Consider the following 17,655-nt stretch of genomic DNA (forward strand, 5'->3'; position numbering starts at 1 on the left):
CTACCTCTGCAGGTGCATGCAGGTCTGCGTGGCGCGGGCGACGGGCGTGCCCAGCTCGTCGGTCACGTAGCAGGTGTAGAACGCCAGCGTGCGGCCGTTCTTGTCGACGTCCGCCGTGGCGATGAGCTTCTCGCCCTTGGCCGCGCTCATGAACTCGATGTTGCTGCTCACGGACACGGTCACGGACTCGCCAACGTTGGACGCCACGGCAAACGCTAGGTCGGCCACCGTGAAGATGGCGCCGCCCATCACACCGCCCTTCTCGTTGCGATGCCCCGGCGTGATGTCAAACTCGGTGACCGCATGCCCGCGGGCGGCCTCCACCACGCGACAGCCGCAGGCGTCGGTGGCAAAGTGGTCGTTCTTGAAGACGGCCTGGACCTCCTCGAGGGAGGCGTTCTCGTCTATCAGCGCCATTCGTCCTCCTTGATCTTGATGCCGAGAAGCCCCATGAGCTCCGCGGCCTGGTCGGGGTCTATAACGGCACCGCGCAGCTCGCGCAGGTCGCTCGAGACGCGCAGCCCGGCGATGTCGCAGGTGGAGAGGTCCACGCCGGAGAGGCTCGTGCGGAAGAACGTGGCACGCGAGAGGTCGCAGCGGTCCAGCGCGAGGTGGCGCAGGCGCGTGACGTGGAAGCTCGCCTCCGAGAGCTTGGTCTCACTCGCCGCGAGCTGGTCGACGGAGGCCTCCGAGAGGTCGGCATAGGCGAGCTGGCTGTCCACGAGGGAGACGCCGGAGAGGCGACCCTTGAGGAAGGAGAGCCCCGGCGCCGAACACGAGCGGAAGTCCACGCGGTTGAGCCAGCTGCGCCCCAGGTCGCAGCGCACGAAGCGGCAGCCCGAGAAGAGCACGTCGGTGAACGTGCAGTTGGAGAGGTTCACCCGCTCAAACGTGCAACTGCGGAAGGCAACGTTCTCAAAGACGGTGCCGTCCGCCGCGACGTCCGCGAGCTCGAGGCCCGTGAACGCCGTGTTGGCCACGTGCGCGTCCGGTGTCGTCAGCGCGGCGAGAAGCCCGTCCTTGCTCAGGTTGCATCCCAGGTCGTCGCGCACCTGCGCAAAGCGCCTGACCTGCCGCAGGCGCGCCATTACAGCAGCGCCTTCTCCCACTCAGCCTCGCGGAAGCCCACGAGCACGAAGTCCTCGCCCACGACGATCGGCCGCTTGACCAGCATCCCGTTCTCGGCGAGAAGGGCGAACGCCTTCGCGTCCGACATGCCGGCGTCGAGCTGCGCCTTGATGTTGCGCTCACGGTAGAGCACGCCGCTCGTGTTGAAGAAGCGGCGCACGGGGAGGCCGGAGCGCTCCTGCCAGGCGGCGAGCTCCTCGGCCGTCGGGTTGTCCTCGACGATGTGGCGGTCGATGTACGCGACGCCATGCGCGTCCAGCCACGCCTTAGCGCGCTTGCAGGTACTGCACTTCGGATACTCAACAAACAGCACGTCAGACATGGCGGGTCCTTTCTCGCGGTCAGTGGCTCCAAGTGTAGCAAGCTCTGCGAGCGCACAAGGCGCCGTTTCTGGTGAGCGTTTCGGACTCAATCTGCCCTGAAAGCCGACTTGTGAACAGATTTGGCCCTCGAGTACTCTCAATATCATTTATACAATTAAGATTACCTGCGGTTTTCCTACCGGTCGTAGACTGAACGGCCGCCCTCCGCTCGCCAATCTATTCACAAGTCGGCTTTCAAGGCAGGTCCTTGCCGAGCGACCGCGGTCTAAACGTATAATCGCTCCAAGGAGGAGGCCATGCCAGCACAGCTCACATACGAATCCCCGGTGTTTCTCCCCACGTTGGAGCGCGCCAAGAAGCTGGTCCCGCAGGCGTTTCTGCCCTGCTATGACTGGTTCATGAGCAACGCTGGCGAGAAGGTCCCCCGACTTCCCCACAACATGCACCCTAAACCGACGACACCCATCCCGCTCAGCAGGGACTCCGGCATCTACATTCCAGGTGCTGCCCAAGTCGAATATGACGGAGGGCGAAGGTATGCCCTCTCGGTTCACTCGACGGGGCATAGGAGGTACAACGACAGGGCACCCATCCGTCTCGCCGATGGAACGTGGGTCCTCAGCTATGCCGCTCATGAGGGCTCCGACTTGAGCCAGGGATACAACGCCGCCCTGATGAACTGTCTCAACGACGGTATTCCCGTCGGCGTCTTCGTCAAGGAGGCCCCCGGATACCGAGTCCTCGGGCTTGCCTATGTCGAACAGTACAACAGCGTCACCCGCATGTTCACGCTGCATGGCCCGGTCTCGGCGGCAACCGAGACGGCCGGCTCGTTTGTCCCCCATGGCTTTGAGGAGCTGCCCGAGGACGAGCAGAAGATCCTAATGGAGCTGGACGGGCAGGACGAGCGGCGCGTGGTGACCGCCCAGCAGGTTCGACGCGAGCAGCAAGGCAAGTTTCGCGAGGCGCTTCTTCGAGCCTATTCGGAGACGTGTGCCATAACCGGCGTGAATGTCCCCGAGGTGCTGCAGGCAGCGCACATCAATCCGTACCGCGGGAGAAAGTCCCAGGTTGTCAATAACGGCATCCTCCTGCGCGCGGACCTGCACCTCCTCTATGACGCCCATCTCATCTCGGTGGAACCCGACTCACTTTCGGTGAGTCTCAGCGAGCGTCTGGGGAGCACGGCGTATCTCCGTTACAACCATCAGAGGCTCCGCGAGCCCGTCTCGGCAGACCTTGCGCCCAACACCGATCTTCTCGCTGTTCATTACGAGCAGTTCAGGCGCGAAAACCCAGCGCTGGTTGCCTAGTCATCGCAATATAGGGAGTCCGTTGGCCCCTTGTTTGGAAACGCGACGTCCGGCGCGCTCTATACTTGTCCCACCCCATGTTAGGAGCGCCCATGTTCAGCGACGACGAGAAGCGCGCGATTCGCCGGCTCTACCTCTGGCCCAAGCTCGGGACGTACTTTCTCTTCTCGATCTTTCCGGCGCTCGCCGTGTGGATCGCCTGCATCGCGGTGGACGACGCCATTCTCAAGTCCCAAGGCGTCTACCTCCCGGGGCTCTACTCGCTGCTGCCTGTGGTGATCGTCTACGTGGCGCTCTGCCTCGTGTTCTCCATAGGCACACGCGTGATGGCCAACCGCCCCGCCTGGCGCTCCGTGGAGCGGAAGATCTTCGGCGAGGCCGCGGACACTCCCCTGCCCGGGGAGCTCTACGCGGGCATCGGCATGAGCGCCGCCGGTCGCCTCATGAACTCGCGCGACGGCGGGACGCCGGGTGGCGAGGCACTGGAGGTCGTGGGCAGTGCCTTGAGCTTCTTCGGGTTCTGGCGCCTCATGCGCGCGTTCCACGAGGCCGCGCGGATCGCCGCCGAGAAGGGCGGCGTGCGCCTGCCGAGCCTCGGCGCCTGGCGCGCGGCGGTCGTGCTGGTGCCAATCCTCGTGTTTGTCGCGGTATTCACGCCGCGACTCGTCTCGTCCGCACAGGCAAGTTCGGAGGCGCGCGCTGAGGCGGCGGAGCGCGTGTCGGCCATCGAGGAGGCGTTCGAGGACGGCGGGTGCGCCTACGTCTCGGCGGACGACCCGACCCGACGTCAGACGTCGTACGGCTACTCCGTCTACGGCTACTTGGACGCCCTCGACGAGCCCCTGGTCTCGTACGCGTGCGTCGACACGGACGCCTCGGGCGCCCTCAAGGAAATCAGCTATCACGCGGACATAGACCTGACGCTCTCGCCGGAGGAGAACCTCGCCGCCGTGCAGGCGGACTTCGACAGACTCGCGGACATGCTCTCCGGCCTTGGCATGCCCTCGCCGACGCTGCCCGCCGAGTTCACCGAGGAGTTCCTGGCGGGAACCTACTACGACGACGTCTCCGTGTACGAGGGAACCGAAGACGGGCTCACGGTCTACGCGCACTTCTCGACGGATCCCAAGGAGGAGTTCAACGAGAACAGCGACACGTACGTCTTCCTCAGCATCGAGGTATAGCCGGGTCGGCCGATTCGAGGGCGCGACCCCGCCGCGTCGCCGCTATACTCGCCTCAGGCGACGAAGGGAGCCCCATGGACCGCAAGCTGCGCGCCATCGTGTTTGACATGGGCAACGTGCTCATGACGTTCGACGGCCCCACCCTGGCTGCCCACTTCACCAGCACGCCGGAGGACACCGTCCTGCTCAACGATGCGGTCTTTGGGTCGACCTCCTGGGCACTGCTCGACTCGGGCACCATCTCGTACGAGACCATGGCCCGCGTCGCGGCCGCCCACCTGCCCGAGCGTCTGCACCCCAACCTCACCGAGTGCCTCGAGCACTGGCCGGAGTTCTCGGAGCCCATCGAGGCGGTGAACGACCTCGGCATCCGCCTCAAGGGCGAGGGATACAAGGTCTACGTGCTCTCCAACGCCAACACCAACATCATGCGGCAGCTCGGCCACGCTCCCGTGACGCCCCTGCTTGACGGCTACCTCGTCTCCGCGCGCGAGCGCATCATGAAGCCGGACCCCGCGATCTTCAGCCTGTTCTGCGAGCGCTTCAACCTGGCCCCCGAGAGTTGCCTCTTTGTGGACGACAACGCGGACAACTGCGAGGGCGCGCGCGTCGCCGGCATGCACGCGTACCACTTCACCGGAGACGTCGCCGAGCTGGAGGCAACGGTCCGGGCGCTGGGCTAGGCCAGCGCGAGCAGCGACGCGACGACCCAGGCGGCAAACAGGCCGAGAATGACGAGCAGCCCCACGCGCAGCTCCCGGCGCACGGTGAGACGCCCGAGTGCGGGGACCACGCGGCGCAGCGGCCGTCGGTCGAGCATCAGGTAGCAGACGACGATGACGAGCGGCGCCATGAAGGCCAGGTAGGAGTAAACGAGATACCACGTGGGCCACGCGGCGTTCTCGGGGGTCGGGTCAGCGATCGCCATCACGCAGCCCATCAGCATGATCGCGCAGGCCCCCAGCACGCAGAGGTCCCACGCGACGCCCAGCCAGCGCGGGACGCGGGCGAGAAGGGCGGACGCGCCGCGGCGCGGCACCTCGAACGTAGGCGGCTCGAGCTGCTGGTCCTTCTCGCCCGATGCTGCGGGCAGGGCGGCGAGCAGGGCATCCTTGAACTTGCGGACGGTCTGGTGGCGCCGGGCGGGGTCGAGCTCGGTCGCCTGAGCGACGACGGCGCGCAGAGGCTCGGGCACGCCGACCCCCGCAAAGCCGCGCTCGCGGTCCGCCGCCATGGGGTCGCGGCCCATGAGGCAGAAGAAGAGCAGCATGCCCAGGGCGTAGACGTCGCTCGTGACATCGGTCTGGCCAAAGCCAAACTGCTCGGGCGGGGCGTAGGCGCGCGTGCCAAAGTGGGTGGTATCCTGCTCGCCGCCCTCGCGCCAGGTCCGCGCGATACCCAGGTCGATGAGGGTGACGCCGCCCGCCGAGACCATGACGTTGCCCGGCTTGAGATCGCGGTGGATGATGGGCGGGTCAAAGAGCTCGTGAAGCTCGCTCACCGCGTCGCAGAGGTCGGGGAAGACGCGGCGCACGAGGTCGAGACGGTCGGTCGCGGACGCCACGGCCTCCGCGAGCGTCTCTCCGGCAACGTGCTCCATGACCACGACGAGACGCTCGTCCTGGCGGTGGCACTCGACGATGCGGGGCAGGTGGGAGAGCCGCGCCCCATCGCGCTGGGCAGCATGGATCCGCTCGTACGCGCCGCCCAGCCCGGGAGCCAGGTACTTGCGCACAAAGGGACCCAGCTCGGCGCCGTTCTTCTCGCCCACGAAGTAGACGCGCTCGGTGGTCTCCAGCGGCCCCTGCTTGAGCACCGCGTCCACGCGGTAGCAGCTATCGCGGTCGAGCGCGGAGAGGTAGTTTGAGAGCTCATCTTCCATGCGCCCATCCTATCAGAGGGCTACTTCGCAACCCCGCGAAAAAGTACCCAGACAACGGCGATTCGGGGGACGTCAACTGGGACGACGTCGCCACAGGCATGTTGTCTGGGTACTTTTGGGCGACCCTCGCTAGCAGATGGTCTCCTCGCCAAAGCGGTAGAGCTCCTCGTTAACCTTCTGGAGCGAGCAGCCGCGGTCGATGCAGAAGATGATGATTGCGTCGCGACGGTCCTTGCAGTAGAGCTCGCTCACGCCGGCCGCGGTGAGCGCGCGGTTGGTCTCGCGCAGCGTGAGCGCCATGGCGAAGGCGATCTGCAGCACCTTGTCGCGGCTGGGATGCCGCGTGCCCTGGAAGATCTGGTAGCCAAAGGTGTCGTTGAGGTTGGCCATGCGCACCACGCGGGAGCGCTCGAGGCCCTTCTCGTCCAGCAGCTGCTGCAGGTACTCAGAGAGCGAGAGGGCGCGCGGCTCGTGCTCCTCGAGGTAGGCGTCCAGACTCGACGTGGAGAGGAGCTCATCGAGCAGCTCCTCGGTCAGCGGTTCGCTCATGCGGCCTCCTCCCCTCTTCCGCTAGAAGCTCGTGACGTCCACCAGCTCGTAGGAGGCAACCTCGTCGGGCGAGGCGGTCCCGATTGCCTCGAACTTCCAGGAACCGCCGGCCTTGAGGTTGTTGGTGTTGGCGAGCGCCGTTCCCACCTGCGCCCCGTCGGCGTCGTAGAGGTTGTACTCCACCTGAATGTAGCCCACTTCGTCCTCGGTGTTGTTGGTCAGCGTGCCCGTGACGTAGACGGCAAACTGGTTCGAGGTGTCGAGCTGCTCCTCGGAGACCGTGTACGGCTCCTGCTCGGGCTCGGCGGCCTGCTCGGCCGTGGCATCGTCGCCGCCCGCGGACGACCCACCGCCGCAGCCGACCAGCGCGACCGGCGTCGCAATCACCAGGACCGCCGCCAGGGCGAGACGGGCAAGCATAGACTTCTTGCTCATTGCAACCACCTGAACCTTCTTCGTGTGTGCCAGCAGGTGATCGCAGCGTACCAACACGCCGCGCCGCATTCATTAGCTCGCAGCTAATGACGTAGGAGGGCGGTTGGTCCGAAAGAGCGAATAAATGCGCAGGTAGAAGGTATCGTTTCTTTTGACCTCCTTTCAGCGGATTGCCGCCTGGTACGAATCCGGTACGAATCGTTCTTGGGGTTGCTCTGAGGTACTTTCAGGGGCGTTTTCCACGAGCTCACGAGGTGAGCTTACGAGGGTGAGTCGGCGCCCGCCGTTGATGACGCGGGGCTCGACTTGGACGATCGGAGTGACGGCGGGGGCGGCCTCGACGGGTTCGGAGAAGAGGTCGCTCACGACGTCTGCCGCCGCACGCTTGGCCTCCATGTTCACGTGGGTGTAGATCTCCATCGTGATCTCGCTCGAGGCGTGGCCGGCCAGCTCCTGCATCACCTTGGGATGCACGCCCCTCAGAGCGAGCGTGGAGAGGTAGGAGTGGCGTAGCTCGTGGAACGCCCAGCCATTGAGGCCGAGCGTCTCGCGGTCGCGCAGCCACCATGCCTCGAGCACGTTTGGGCTGAGCCTGCCCATGGTCGTGCTGAGAACGACCGGGGTGCTCTCGCTCTGCTCCAGGCGTTTTCCGGGCTTCTCGCCGTTCTTCTTCGCCAGCCTCTCCTGCTCCGCCGCGTACTCGTCAATGCGGGCCTTCTGCGCCTCCTTGTGCATGACGAGGGCGTCTCGGACGGAGTCGGGCATGGGGAGGCGCCGCACGCCGGCCTTCGTCTTGGGGTCCTTGAGGTTCCCGAAGCAGTCGTAGGACTTGCGGATCGATATGACCTGGCTCTCGAGGTCGACGTCGCGCCACGAGAGACCGCAGACCTCCCCGCGACGCATCCCGGTGCTGACCGCGAGGAAGTACGCGATGTCGGCCTCCCGGGTGAAGTCGAGCTGCGCTATGAACTCCCGGATGGCCTCCGGCTTGAGGGCGCGGCGGGGCTGGGTGTCCCTGCGCGGCGTGTCCATCTCGGTGCAGGGGTTCTTGGCGACGACACCGTCCTTCACGAGGTCGTCGAACAGCAGCTTGAGCGTCTTGTGGATCTGGTTGAGATAGGTGCCGCTGGCGGGCTTGCCGGAGAGGGTGTCGCCGGAGCGCATGGCGGCGTACATCTTCTCGAGCGTCTCTCGCGTGACCTTCGAGGCGTCGGCGTAGCCGATGTGACGGTTGATTGCCTTGAAGAATCGCTCGTAGGTCACGTTGGTGTTCTCGGTGAACTCGCCGGACGCACGGCGCCTCGTCATGAAGTCCTCCGCGCACTCCTTGATGGTCGTGCCCGACCTCTTGTGCACCTCGTCGTTCTCGATCTCCTTGATGAACTCGCGCAGGGCCTTCTTCGCCTCGGTGTAGGTGCCGTTGAAGCGCCTCGTGCGGGTCTTGTACTTGCCCGTGCGGGGGTCGAGCCCCACGGGGACTCGCAGCTGCCACTTGCGGCACTTGCTCTTGGGCTTGTCCTTCTCGAGCTGGACTATGGTGCCCTCGCCCGTGACCTTTGCCATGGCTACTCACCGTCCCCGACGACGACGTAGGGCGGGCGGTAGCGCCACTCGAGGTCGCGGGCGAGCTCGCGCTGCCAGGGCTCGTCGAGGCGCAGGGCCTCGCCGGGGGCGGCGACGAGGGCGACGGCGGGAACCTCGTTACCGGAGCCGTCCGTGAGGGAGAAGGACATGATGCTGAGGTTCTTCTCTGCCTTGGCCATGGCGCTCACCTCCTGCCCTGGGAGCGGGCGGCGCGCTCGCCGAGCTCCACGTAGGAGAGGTAGCTGTCCACGAGGGCGCGGCCCTCGGGGCTGAGGGCTTCGTAGCGGGGCTGGATGCCCTCGGGCTCGGGCGCGTCGATGTCCTCGCGGCCGATGACGAGGTCGATGGAGCAGCCCAGCTTGTCCGCGATCTGCCACGCCGCCGGCAGCGGGATGCCGCAGTCGGCGCCGTCGCCGGCGCGCTCGTAGCGCGCGTAGGTTGAGCCGGGGATGCCGAGCGCCTCGGCGAACTCCTTCGCGGAGCGGTAGCCCGCCTCGCGGCGCAGGCGCTGGAGTGTTCTTTTGCCGCTGATGGCCTTGTAGGGGGTTTGGGAGGTTGCAGCCAGTGACATATACTTGTCACCGTCCCTTCTGGATTTGCCTCTGGACCGGACGCCGGGCCCGTGGGAGTGCCAGCTCCCGCGGGCCCACCTGTTTCTCCTTCTACGCCTTCGCATCACCGCCCCTCGCGCTCGCCTCGGAGTCGTACTCGACCGCGACGCCGTGGTCGACGGAGCCCCACAGCACGCGCGTGCCCTCGAGCTCGAACTCGCCGTGGGTGCGGTCGTAGGCCGCCATGATCTTCTCGATGGTCCTGTTGTCGATGAGCTCCTGCGCCTTGAGCGGGTGCTTGCCGCGCTTCTTCGCTGCCTGCTCCCGGAGGAAGGACTCGAAGGCGGCGCGGGCGGCCTCGGCGCTGTCGAACGCGACGAGCTCGCCGAAGGCGGCGCCGTCACGCATCTGGGAGAGCATCTGCTGCTCGTACTGGTAGCAGAGCGCCTCGTAGGGGCGCTCCTCCTCGCGGCGCTTGCGCGCGCGGATCTTCTCGTCCTTCTGCAGCACGAACTCGCGGAGCTCGTCGGCGAGCTGCCGCGCCTCGGGCGTGAGCCCGTCGTACTCGAGCTGCACCTCGCCGCGCATGCACGCGGGGTCGGGCACCTCGCGGTCGACAATGGCGTCGATGGTGGTGCCGAAGATGTCCGCGAGCTGCCAGGCGCGGTCCATGGGGATCTTGTCGGGGTTGGACTCGTAGCGCGCGTAGGTGGAGGTCGGGATCTCGTACTCCACCGCGAACTCGTTGGAGTTCTTGTAGCCCGCCGCCTTACGGAGCTTCAGAAGGTTGCTCGCCATGCACTCCGCCTCTCTCGGATGTGTTCGTCCTGTGGAGGGGTGCCCTCGGCGCCCTCCGTTTCGTTGTTACGCTTCGCAACAAATTCTATCACTAGTTGACAAGCTGTTCAATCGTATAGGGTCATTCTACCTCAAAACTTGCAAAGAATCTCACTTGTTGACAATTCCTGTGATATTCTACCGCTGCACGGCGACGAAACGTGCCACTTCGTGACAGACGGTTCGGAGCCGTGCGTGCGGTCCAGAGGCAAATCGGAGGAGAGGGAGCGAGAGATGAGTTTCGAGGAGCTGCCGTACTTCATGACCCCCAAGCAGCTCGCCGACGTGACCGGCGAGCACGAGGGATCCATCACCCGCGGCATACGCGAGGGGCGGATCCCCGCCGACAAGGTGAACGGTCGCTGGCGGATCTGCCGCGACGTGATCTTCAAGAACGCGAAGAAGGGGGCCTCGAATGACGGAGAGGGCCGCGAGTAGCCCACGCGGAGCGGGCTCCCTCGCCGACGCGCTGGCACGCGTCCCTGCGGAGCTCAAGGCCGAGCCGCGCTGGGTGTGCTGGCGGCGCGAGGAGCGCAACGGCAGGGCGACGAAGCTGCCCGTGGACGCGCACACGGGGCGCATGGCCAAGAGCACCGACCCCGCGACCTGGGCGACCTTCGAGGAGGCCGTGGCGGCCGTCGGCCGCTGGCGCTGCGACGGCGTGGGATTCGTGTTCGGACCCGACCGGGCGTTCACGGGGCTCGACCTCGACCATGTGCTTGTCGACGGCGTGCTTGACGCGGAATACCGCTGGGTGATGGACGAGGCCGGCACCTACACGGAGGTGTCGCCCTCCGGCGACGGGCTGCACCTGATCTTCCGGGGCGGAAAGCCCGACTGGGCGACCCGCTCGCGAAAGGGGCAGCCCGGCGGGCGCGTGGTGGAGATGTACGACCACGACCGCTACTTCACGGTGACGGGGGACGTGTTCGAGGGTCGCGGGACGCTGGGCTCCAACCCCGAGGTCGTCGAGAAGGCATACCGGACGTGGATCGAGCCGGAGCGGGCCGCCGCGCAGCCGACGCTCTCGGAGGTGCCAACGGCCGGCGCGGACATGGACGACGGGGCGCTGCTCGAGCGCATGTACGCCTCCCGCAGCGGCGACGCGATCCGCGCCCTCATGGCCGGCGACTGCTCGGCGCAGGGCGACGACCGATCGGCGGCCGACATGGCGCTGTGCTCGCACCTCGCCTTCTGGTGCGCCGGTGATGCCGCCCGCATGGACCGGATCTTCCGCGCAAGCGGCCTCATGCGCGACAAGTGGGACAGCCGCCGGGGCGGCACCACGTACGGCGCGCAGACGATAGAGCGGGCCGTGGAGGGCTGCACGGAGTTCTACCGGCCGAGGGAGCGGCGGGCCGACCGTCCTTCTCGCCCCGTGCGTCCTTCTCGCGTCAATGACAAGAACATGTGTTCGACCGCTGCGCCCGACACGGACGGAGGGGGCTCCCCCGACGAGGAGGCGCCGGACTTCGAGACGGCGCCGTCTGTGGAGGGGTGGTTCGTCGACGCTCGCGGGCGGCTGTGGGTGCGCGGACGCGACGGGGAGCTTTCGCGCTCGGTGACCTCGACGGCGCCCTGGGTGGCGGCCGACCTCGTGGACGTGGACACCGGCGACGTGCGCGCCCTCGTGCGCGTGACGGTGCCCGGCGGCGTACGCGAGCGGGCGCTCGACCGCGAGGTGCTGCTCAACCAGAGCAAGGTGATCGGCGCGCTCGCGCCCCTCGGGGCCAACGTCTCGTCGGCCAACGCCAAGGACGTCGTGCGCTACCTGACCGACGTGGAGCGCCGCTACGGATGGGCGCGGCCGCGCGCGAGGAGCGTCGTGCACCTGGGGTGGGCGGACGGCCCGCTCTCCGCCTTCATGCCCTACGACCTGGGCGCGGGCGGCGTGCGCTTCGACCCCAGCCCGGACGAGGCGGTGAAGGCGCGCCCCTTCATGGAGCCGGCGGGCACGCTCGCGGCGTGGGTGGAGGGCGTGGCGCCGGCGCGGGCCGCCTCCATGGCGTTCCGCTGCGTGCTGGCGGCGAGCTTCGCGTCGCCCCTGGTGTCTCTCCTGGGCGTGCAGACCTTCATCGTCTACCTCTGGGGGCGCTCGCGCTCCGGCAAGACGCCGACCCTCAAGGCCGCCGGCAGCGTGTGGGGCGACCCCACCGAGGGCGCGGACAGCTACTTCCGCACCTTCGCGGACACGCCCAAGAGCATCGTGCGCGCGGCGGCGCTCCTGCACGACATACCCGTGATCATCGACGAGCTGCAGAGCAAGGGCGCCGTGGGCGGCCAGGCGGGCAAGCGGCAGGTCGTGGAGGACCTGCTCTACTCGCTCTCCATCGGCCACGAGCGCGGGGCGCTGAACAGCGACCGGACGATGATGAGGGCGGGCTCGTGGCGCTGCCTGACGATAGCCACGGGCGAGATCCCCATCGTGGGCTCCTCCACGCAGCAGGGCGCGGCGAACCGCACCCTCGAGCTCTGCGCCGAGCCCTTCGAGGACGTGCGCGCCGCCCAGGCCATGCACCACCTCGTCTCCGCGCAGCACGGAACCGCGGGGCGGGCATACGTGGCGGCGCTGAGGCGAAACGACGCGGCCTTCTACGCGGGGCAGTTCTCCTCCGTGCGCGACGCTGTGTGCGCCGCCGCCGGCGGGCACCCGCAGGCAGACAACGTGGCGCTGCTCGCCCTCGCGGACGCCCTCGCGCAGTTCTACGTGTTCGCGCCGGGCAGCGACTGGGCGGCGTGCCTGGAGGGCGCGATGCTGATGGCGCGCTGGGCGCTCGTGAACGCCACGGGCGCGGACGGAGGCGACACCGACGTGAAGGCGATCCAGTTCGTGGCCGAGTGGCTGGTGCGCAACCGCCTGCACTTCGAGAGCTCGGCGGAGATGGACCGGCTCGAGCGATGGGGCTCCGTGGAGCAGTATCGCGACCGCCCGGGCTTCTGCTGGTGGGTCTTCTCGTCCGTGCTCGACCAGGCGCTCGCGGGCGCCAACTTCGACAGGCAGAAGACGCTCCGGCGCATGGCCGACGAGGGCGTGCTGCTGCCCGGCTCCGGGCGCGGGTTCACGCGGCAGAAGCGCTTCGGCGACTCGCGGGTGTACTGCGTGTGCGTCGACAACGCGGCGCTCGAGGCTATGCTCGAGCGCTCTGCGGGCGCGCCGCCCTCGGTGGCTCCGTCTCAAGGGGGCGGGCCATGCTGAGACACGGGTCGAGACGCCCCTGGCGGCTGGTGAGGGTGCGCGTCCTATCCTCTTGTCTCAACGTCTTGACGGGGACGAGACATGGGGGGACGTCGCGCGCGGGCGGGCGCGGGCGCGCGCACGCGCGGGCGGGGGCCCTGGGCTCGCCTCCGGTCGAGACGTTGAGACGGGCGGCGTCCTCGCTGGTAGGCGGGCTGTTCGCCGTCTCAATCGGGCGGCACGGGCGCGATGGCACGCAGGCTTCGAGCATGAGACGCGGAGGGAGGTGCGCGCGGTGAGCTGGTGGACCGAGGAGCAGGACGACGTCCTGCGCGAGGTGAGCTACCGGGGCGCCGAGTTCGCCGCCGCCGAGATCGAGCGGAGGTGCGGCGTGGCCCACTCCGTGCGGGCCGTGGAGATGCGCGCGTCGCGGATCCACTGCTCGCTAGCAGTGCAGACGGTGTGCCCCGAGTGCGGGGCCGTGGGCGTGAAAATCAACCGGCAGACCGGCATGTGCCCGCTCTGCACCGAGCGCTACCATCTGGAGCAGGAGCGCGCCTTCAACGAGCAGCTCGAGCGTGAGAGGGCGCACGCGGAGGAGTCCGCAGAACTGGAGGCGGTTCGGCGCGAGCGGGACATGATGCGGCAGCGGAACAGCCGCCTGTGCAGGAAGTACGGGCTCAAGGGGCGTCGGAAGCGGAATTAATCTAGCGGCTTCTCTAATCCATAGAACCCGTGTGGGGCGATGCCAAAACATCAGAGTTCCTGCCTCGATATAAACTGAACCAAATAAAGTTTCTTGGAGGTTTAAGGGGGGTTGGATGTGACGATCGAATTGATTGCTACTGTGATTGTCCCGTTCCTTGCCGCAGTGCTCTCCTTAGTCGGATCTCTCTTTTCAGAGGTCAGTCAACGCGGGCGCATTAAAAATGACATTGAGATATATCAGAATCTCGCCTCAAAGCTAGATGGCAATCAGAAAATGTCCAGCTCTCTCAATATGCTTTCCGAACACATTGAGAGGGAGCTGGGTATGCTTACAGGTGGTAAGGCACGCTGGACATGCCTACCGAGGGCGGTTGTATTCCTTGCTTTGGGAGGAGTACTGTTCTTTGCAGTCGTCCGCCTCGCCTCGCTCCTGGACGTGGCTGACTTCCTTTCCCCCCTCAACTTGTATGCGTATTTCCTTCTGCTAATACTTGCTGCCTGGTGTCTGATGTCGGGGCTGAAAAACCTGTATCGTTACGTGGCTCTTAAGTCTCAGCTACTTCTTATCCTCGACGAGGCAAGAACATCTCTAAGGGCGCTCACAAAACTGAGCCAGAATTTATCTCAATCCGTCGATGCTCAGAGTAAGCTCTCTGATTATTTCAAAAAGGTTGCTGTCAGCTTGGAAACTCCCCAGACAAACTTTGTTGGCACAACCTCGGATGCACCATCGAATGCTGTTAATGGCATTGAAAACTTGAAAAAGCTACGGAAAACACTTCAAGAGCAAGAGGATCAGGTAAGCCAGAACGCCTCAAAAAAAGACGAGCTTATCGCGTCCGCAGACAACACTTTGCGAAATGCCAGCTTCGTGGAAGATCGCACATTATTCTCTCTATCCCTCAAGTGGATGCGCCGAAGGCTTGTTAAAAGGCGTTATGAACTTGAAGCTATGGAGAATCTACTCACTGAGGCAAAGGATAACATCGCCTGGTGCCGAGGTGCGGTTGATGAGTCGATACGGCTTTACGAAAGCTTGTCTGGAAATAAGCGCGTCGTGCTTAAAGATTCGAGTGGAATGCTCACCTTTGATACCTCTGAGGAGCTCTATAGAAGAGAGCACTTGGAGAACTTCTTCTCCGACTTGTCAAAAGGTCGTTTCGAAATCATCAGAGCAGAAGGTCCTCGCGACACCCTTGTCGTCGCGCAACAAAACGCCGGTGAAACATACAAAGGGCATAATACATTTACGATACTTGGTTTTCTCACTACCAAAGACGGGCATTTCCCCAGCTATCTCAGAATCAGTCACGCTCCCGTTCGGCATGTGCCATAGCCACTGAGGCAGAAGAGTGAGGTCCAATTCTCTCTTATTGTGACGTGCCATGAGAATCCACCGTGGGGAAGTTTATCGACGCTCACGGGGGTGATTCGCATGGCGAGGCGTCCGAAGCTGACGCAGGAGATGGTGGACGAGGCTATTGCGCTCAAGGCGGACGGCCTCTCCAACGGCGACATCATCTGCGCGCTGGGCATCCACGAGTCGACGTTCTACCGCTGGATCGGCGACCCCAAGAACAAGCTGCAGCGCGCGTTAAGCGAGGGGCTAAAAAAGGAGGAGAGCGCGTTCAAGCGGACGCTGCTCACCACGATCCGCTCGGCGGCGCTGACGAGGCACCAGTACTGGACCGCCGCGGCATGGCTGCTGGAGCGCAAGTACCCCGACGAGTTCGGCAAGGCGGAGCGCAAGGGCGACGAGGGCCGCGAGGAGGCGGCGCCCAGGATCGTGCTCGGCGTGGTGGCCCAGCCGGTGCAGGAGAAGCTGCCGGGGTTCGACGAGGGCGGCTCGAATGGTTGACGCGTCGGCGCTCGTGATCCCGCGCTTCCACGACGTGCTCGGCGACGTGATGGCCCACGGCCACACTCACTACTGGCTCTACGGCGGGCGCGGCTCCACGAAGAGCTCGTTCATCTCGGTGTGCGTCGTCCTTCTCCTCCTGGCGCGGCCGGAGGCGAACGCCGTCATTGTGCGGCGGTTCAGCAACACGCTGCGCGACTCGGTGTTCCAGCAGGTGACGTGGGCCATCGCGGAGCTGGGGCTCGAGCGGTGGTTCCGGGCGCGCATCTCGCCGATGGAGATAACGTACCTGCCCACGGGGCAGCGCGTCGTGTTCAGAGGAGCCGACGACCCGCTCAAGCTCAAGGGCGTGAAGTTCACGCGCGGGTACTGCGCCGTGACATGGTTCGAGGAGCTCGACCAGTTCGACGGGATCGACGCGGTGCGGAGCATCCTCAACTCCCTGCGCCGAGGCGGCGAGGACTTCTGGATCTTCTACAGCTACAACCCGCCGCGCACGCTCTGGAGCTGGGTGAACCGCGAGAAGCTGGAGCGGGAGCGGCGCGCGGACACGCTGGTGCGGCAGTCGAGCTACCTCGACGTCGTCGAGAGCCATCCCGAGTGGCTGGGCGGCCCCTTCGTGGAGGAGGCCGAGTACCTGCGCGAGGTCGACGAGCAGGCGTGGCGCTCGGAGTACCTGGGCGAGGTCACGGGGACGGGCGGCTCGGTGTTCAACAACGTCGTGAGCGTGCGCCTCTCCGACGCGGCGTGCCGGGGCTTCTCGCGCACGCGGTGTGGCGTGGACTGGGGCTGGTTCCCGGACCCGTGGCGCTTCGTGAGGTGCGGGTGGGAGCCCGGCGAGCGGCGGCTCACCATCTTCGGCGAGCTCTCGGCGAACAGGAAGACGCCCTCCGAGACGGCGGCGATGGTGGTCTCGGCGCTCACCTACGCCGACGAGCCCGGCGAGGACAGCTACCTCCACGACGAGCTCATCTGGTGCGACGACACGCCGGACGGCAAGCAGTCGATGGCCGTGTGGAGGCGCGAGGCGGGGCTGCGGGTGCGGCCGGCGAGGAAGTCGAACATGCGCAGGCTCAGCTACGAGTGGCTGGCGGGGCTCCGCGAGATCTGCATCGACCCCGAGCGGGCGCCGCTCGCCTACGAGGAGTTCCGGCTCAAGGAGTACGAGCGCGACCGCGACGGCACGTGGGTGGACGAGATCCCGGACGGCAACGACCACAGCATCGACGCGGTACGCTACGCGATGATGGACGACGTGCTGAGGGGTTAGTTCTTCTCGCGAGCGTTCTTCTCGTCCTACTTTGATGCGCAACGCCTTGCATCTGCCGTGGCGGTGCTCGGGCGCTTGCTTATGGGCGACCCTCGAGCGCATCGAGGTAGACCTCGGGATGCCACAAGCTCGCCTCGCCGTGCCGCCAGCCAGGGTGCTCGACGAGCGTGCTGTCCGGCATGGCCTTAGCCAGGGCGCGCGCCGAGCGCACCATGATGCGGGGCTCCCTCCCGCCGACAAGGATGGTGGCCCGCGCCCCGCAGCCCGCGAGCTCGGGCCTCAGCCGGTAGGAGCTGTTCGCCCGCATGAAGGCGATCATGTCCCGCTTTGATATGGCGCAGCTGTCGCGGTAGTAGGGCTCGTAGAGCTCCTCGGGGAGGTGGAGGCTCGCGAACTGCGCCCGCGAGAACCAGGGGCGCCGCACGAGCGGGTGGCTCAGGGCGACGGCGGGCGCGACGAGGGCGCGGGCGGCGCGCATGGGGAGCACGAGTGCGCTCTCGATGACGGCGCGCCCCGCGATCCGCGGCCGCTGCGCAAGGGCCTCGAGGGCGACCTGCGCCCCGAGGGAGACGCCGCCGAGCGCGTCGACGTGCCCGCCGAGCTCGCGGTCGATGAGGGCAACGAGCTCGGAGGCGTTGTCCTCGATCGAGGTGAACGGTCGGTCCGAGCCGGCGTGCCCGTCGAGCACGGGGAGCACGACGCGGTACCCGTTGGCGGCGAGCAGGTCGGCGACTGCACGGTAGTTCCACCACGAGAGGCCGCCCCCGTGCAGGAGCACCGCCGTCCGCGTGCCCGTGCCGAGCGTGTGAGTGACCATCTTGATCCTTTCGATGGTGACGCGGCCCGGGCGGCGTCGTA

Annotated in this window: 20 protein-coding genes; 9 read left to right on the plus strand and 11 right to left on the minus strand. The window is 66.2% G+C overall.

Translation table 11 applies throughout. The features are described 5' to 3' along the window. Genes B5F73_RS06815 through B5F73_RS06825 form a run of 3 tightly spaced genes read right to left on the minus strand, consistent with a single transcriptional unit; the run spans nt 1 to nt 1,450 of the window. Entirely contained in the window at nt 1-417 is a 417-nt protein-coding gene (locus B5F73_RS06815) for a PaaI family thioesterase (protein WP_204206283.1), read from the minus strand. Beyond that, on the minus strand, nt 408-1,088 hold the full coding sequence (locus tag B5F73_RS06820; RefSeq protein ID WP_087227502.1) for a pentapeptide repeat-containing protein: 681 nt from the start codon (nt 1,086-1,088) through the stop codon (nt 408-410). Before B5F73_RS06820 ends, B5F73_RS06815 begins: the two co-directional genes overlap by 10 nt. Next, nucleotides 1,088-1,450 carry an arsenate reductase family protein gene (locus tag B5F73_RS06825; protein WP_087227503.1) on the minus strand — a complete coding sequence of 121 codons (363 nt, stop codon included), beginning with the start codon at nt 1,448-1,450 and terminating at the stop codon, nt 1,088-1,090. Before B5F73_RS06825 ends, B5F73_RS06820 begins: the two co-directional genes overlap by 1 nt. A 297-nt stretch (nt 1,451-1,747) precedes the next feature. Here B5F73_RS06825 and B5F73_RS06830 point away from each other — a divergent pair, with 297 nt between their 5' ends. From B5F73_RS06830 to B5F73_RS06840, 3 genes are all read left to right on the plus strand, one after another. Continuing rightward, nucleotides 1,748-2,764 carry an HNH endonuclease gene (locus B5F73_RS06830; protein ID WP_087227504.1) on the plus strand — a complete coding sequence of 339 codons (1,017 nt, stop codon included), beginning with the start codon at nt 1,748-1,750 and terminating at the stop codon, nt 2,762-2,764. Nucleotides 2,765-2,856: 92 nt separating this feature from the next. Continuing rightward, nucleotides 2,857-3,948 carry a hypothetical protein gene (locus tag B5F73_RS06835; RefSeq protein WP_087227505.1) on the plus strand — a complete coding sequence of 364 codons (1,092 nt, stop codon included), beginning with the start codon at nt 2,857-2,859 and terminating at the stop codon, nt 3,946-3,948. Between the two features lie 74 nt (nt 3,949-4,022). Continuing rightward, nucleotides 4,023-4,631, plus strand: a complete 609-nt coding sequence (locus tag B5F73_RS06840; protein WP_087227506.1) for an HAD family phosphatase — start codon at nt 4,023-4,025, stop codon at nt 4,629-4,631. Here B5F73_RS06840 and B5F73_RS06845 read toward each other — a convergent pair. The 7 genes from B5F73_RS06845 to B5F73_RS06875 form a co-directional block, all read right to left on the minus strand. Beyond that, entirely contained in the window at nt 4,628-5,830 is a 1,203-nt protein-coding gene (locus tag B5F73_RS06845) for a protein kinase (RefSeq protein WP_087227507.1), read from the minus strand. The two genes, B5F73_RS06840 and B5F73_RS06845, sit on opposite strands and share 4 nt — an antisense overlap. Before the next feature lie 129 nt (nt 5,831-5,959). Beyond that, nucleotides 5,960-6,379 (minus strand): transcriptional regulator, encoded by a 420-nt coding sequence (locus B5F73_RS06850; protein ID WP_087227508.1) that lies wholly within the window; start codon nt 6,377-6,379, stop codon nt 5,960-5,962. A gap of 21 nt (nt 6,380-6,400) precedes the next feature. Next, nucleotides 6,401-6,814, minus strand: a complete 414-nt coding sequence (locus B5F73_RS06855; RefSeq protein ID WP_143803156.1) for an FxLYD domain-containing protein — start codon at nt 6,812-6,814, stop codon at nt 6,401-6,403. Nucleotides 6,815-6,976: 162 nt separating this feature from the next. After that, on the minus strand, nt 6,977-8,377 hold the full coding sequence (locus tag B5F73_RS06860; RefSeq protein ID WP_087227509.1) for a tyrosine-type recombinase/integrase: 1,401 nt from the start codon (nt 8,375-8,377) through the stop codon (nt 6,977-6,979). Between the two features lie 2 nt (nt 8,378-8,379). Then, nucleotides 8,380-8,577, minus strand: a complete 198-nt coding sequence (locus B5F73_RS06865; protein WP_087227510.1) for a hypothetical protein — start codon at nt 8,575-8,577, stop codon at nt 8,380-8,382. A 5-nt stretch (nt 8,578-8,582) separates the two neighbouring features. Beyond that, entirely contained in the window at nt 8,583-8,969 is a 387-nt protein-coding gene (locus B5F73_RS06870) for a helix-turn-helix transcriptional regulator (RefSeq protein WP_087227511.1), read from the minus strand. Nucleotides 8,970-9,060: 91 nt separating this feature from the next. Further along, a complete protein-coding gene (locus B5F73_RS06875) occupies nt 9,061-9,747 on the minus strand; it encodes a helix-turn-helix transcriptional regulator (RefSeq protein WP_087227512.1) in 687 nt (228 codons plus the stop codon). Nucleotides 9,748-10,020: 273 nt separating this feature from the next. Here B5F73_RS06875 and B5F73_RS06880 point away from each other — a divergent pair, with 273 nt between their 5' ends. The 6 genes from B5F73_RS06880 (at nt 10,021) to B5F73_RS06900 (ending at nt 16,797) form a co-directional block, all read left to right on the plus strand. Further along, a complete protein-coding gene (locus tag B5F73_RS06880) occupies nt 10,021-10,224 on the plus strand; it encodes a helix-turn-helix domain-containing protein (protein WP_087220893.1) in 204 nt (67 codons plus the stop codon). Next, the gene (locus tag B5F73_RS06885; RefSeq protein WP_087227513.1) at nt 10,202-12,982 is read left to right on the plus strand and encodes a DUF927 domain-containing protein; all 2,781 of its coding nucleotides are present in this window, start codon (nt 10,202-10,204) and stop codon (nt 12,980-12,982) included. The genes B5F73_RS06880 and B5F73_RS06885 overlap by 23 nt, the downstream gene beginning before the upstream one ends. Before the next feature lie 274 nt (nt 12,983-13,256). Continuing rightward, nucleotides 13,257-13,667 carry a hypothetical protein gene (locus B5F73_RS06890; RefSeq protein WP_087227514.1) on the plus strand — a complete coding sequence of 137 codons (411 nt, stop codon included), beginning with the start codon at nt 13,257-13,259 and terminating at the stop codon, nt 13,665-13,667. A 117-nt stretch (nt 13,668-13,784) separates the two neighbouring features. Further along, nucleotides 13,785-15,005, plus strand: coding sequence for a hypothetical protein (locus B5F73_RS09300; RefSeq protein ID WP_143803158.1), 1,221 nt, complete (start codon nt 13,785-13,787; stop codon nt 15,003-15,005). Between the two features lie 99 nt (nt 15,006-15,104). After that, nucleotides 15,105-15,527 carry a hypothetical protein gene (locus B5F73_RS06895; protein ID WP_087227515.1) on the plus strand — a complete coding sequence of 141 codons (423 nt, stop codon included), beginning with the start codon at nt 15,105-15,107 and terminating at the stop codon, nt 15,525-15,527. Next, on the plus strand, nt 15,520-16,797 hold the full coding sequence (locus tag B5F73_RS06900) for a phage terminase large subunit (RefSeq protein WP_087227516.1): 1,278 nt from the start codon (nt 15,520-15,522) through the stop codon (nt 16,795-16,797). The genes B5F73_RS06895 and B5F73_RS06900 overlap by 8 nt, the downstream gene beginning before the upstream one ends. A gap of 79 nt (nt 16,798-16,876) precedes the next feature. Here the strand turns inward: B5F73_RS06900 and B5F73_RS06905 are convergent, their stop codons facing one another. Then, nucleotides 16,877-17,614 (minus strand): alpha/beta hydrolase, encoded by a 738-nt coding sequence (locus B5F73_RS06905; protein ID WP_087227517.1) that lies wholly within the window; start codon nt 17,612-17,614, stop codon nt 16,877-16,879. Between the last annotated feature and the right edge of the window lie 41 nt (nt 17,615-17,655).

It is taken from the genome of Olsenella sp. An270, assembly GCF_002159735.1.
Lineage (GTDB): Bacteria > Actinomycetota > Coriobacteriia > Coriobacteriales > Atopobiaceae > Thermophilibacter.

What these genes read in the sequence shown, in the direction of transcription:
- B5F73_RS06830 (WP_087227504.1), top strand. Translation starts at nt 1,748, where the DNA reads ATGCCAGCACAGCTCACATACGAATCCCCGGTGTTTCTCCCCACGTTG.
- B5F73_RS06835 (WP_087227505.1), top strand. Translation starts at nt 2,857, where the DNA reads ATGTTCAGCGACGACGAGAAGCGCGCGATTCGCCGGCTCTACCTCTGG.
- B5F73_RS06900 (WP_087227516.1), top strand. Translation starts at nt 15,520, where the DNA reads ATGGTTGACGCGTCGGCGCTCGTGATCCCGCGCTTCCACGACGTGCTC.
- B5F73_RS06895 (WP_087227515.1), top strand. Translation starts at nt 15,105, where the DNA reads ATGGCGAGGCGTCCGAAGCTGACGCAGGAGATGGTGGACGAGGCTATT.
- B5F73_RS06820 (WP_087227502.1), bottom strand. Translation starts at nt 1,088, where the DNA reads ATGGCGCGCCTGCGGCAGGTCAGGCGCTTTGCGCAGGTGCGCGACGAC.
- B5F73_RS06815 (WP_204206283.1), bottom strand. Translation starts at nt 417, where the DNA reads ATGGCGCTGATAGACGAGAACGCCTCCCTCGAGGAGGTCCAGGCCGTC.
- B5F73_RS06880 (WP_087220893.1), top strand. Translation starts at nt 10,021, where the DNA reads ATGAGTTTCGAGGAGCTGCCGTACTTCATGACCCCCAAGCAGCTCGCC.
- B5F73_RS06855 (WP_143803156.1), bottom strand. Translation starts at nt 6,814, where the DNA reads ATGAGCAAGAAGTCTATGCTTGCCCGTCTCGCCCTGGCGGCGGTCCTG.
- B5F73_RS06860 (WP_087227509.1), bottom strand. Translation starts at nt 8,377, where the DNA reads ATGGCAAAGGTCACGGGCGAGGGCACCATAGTCCAGCTCGAGAAGGAC.
- B5F73_RS06870 (WP_087227511.1), bottom strand. Translation starts at nt 8,969, where the DNA reads ATGTCACTGGCTGCAACCTCCCAAACCCCCTACAAGGCCATCAGCGGC.
- B5F73_RS06905 (WP_087227517.1), bottom strand. Translation starts at nt 17,614, where the DNA reads ATGGTCACTCACACGCTCGGCACGGGCACGCGGACGGCGGTGCTCCTG.
- B5F73_RS06845 (WP_087227507.1), bottom strand. Translation starts at nt 5,830, where the DNA reads ATGGAAGATGAGCTCTCAAACTACCTCTCCGCGCTCGACCGCGATAGC.
- B5F73_RS06840 (WP_087227506.1), top strand. Translation starts at nt 4,023, where the DNA reads ATGGACCGCAAGCTGCGCGCCATCGTGTTTGACATGGGCAACGTGCTC.
- B5F73_RS06865 (WP_087227510.1), bottom strand. Translation starts at nt 8,577, where the DNA reads ATGGCCAAGGCAGAGAAGAACCTCAGCATCATGTCCTTCTCCCTCACG.
- B5F73_RS06850 (WP_087227508.1), bottom strand. Translation starts at nt 6,379, where the DNA reads ATGAGCGAACCGCTGACCGAGGAGCTGCTCGATGAGCTCCTCTCCACG.
- B5F73_RS06825 (WP_087227503.1), bottom strand. Translation starts at nt 1,450, where the DNA reads ATGTCTGACGTGCTGTTTGTTGAGTATCCGAAGTGCAGTACCTGCAAG.
- B5F73_RS06875 (WP_087227512.1), bottom strand. Translation starts at nt 9,747, where the DNA reads ATGGCGAGCAACCTTCTGAAGCTCCGTAAGGCGGCGGGCTACAAGAAC.
- B5F73_RS06885 (WP_087227513.1), top strand. Translation starts at nt 10,202, where the DNA reads ATGACGGAGAGGGCCGCGAGTAGCCCACGCGGAGCGGGCTCCCTCGCC.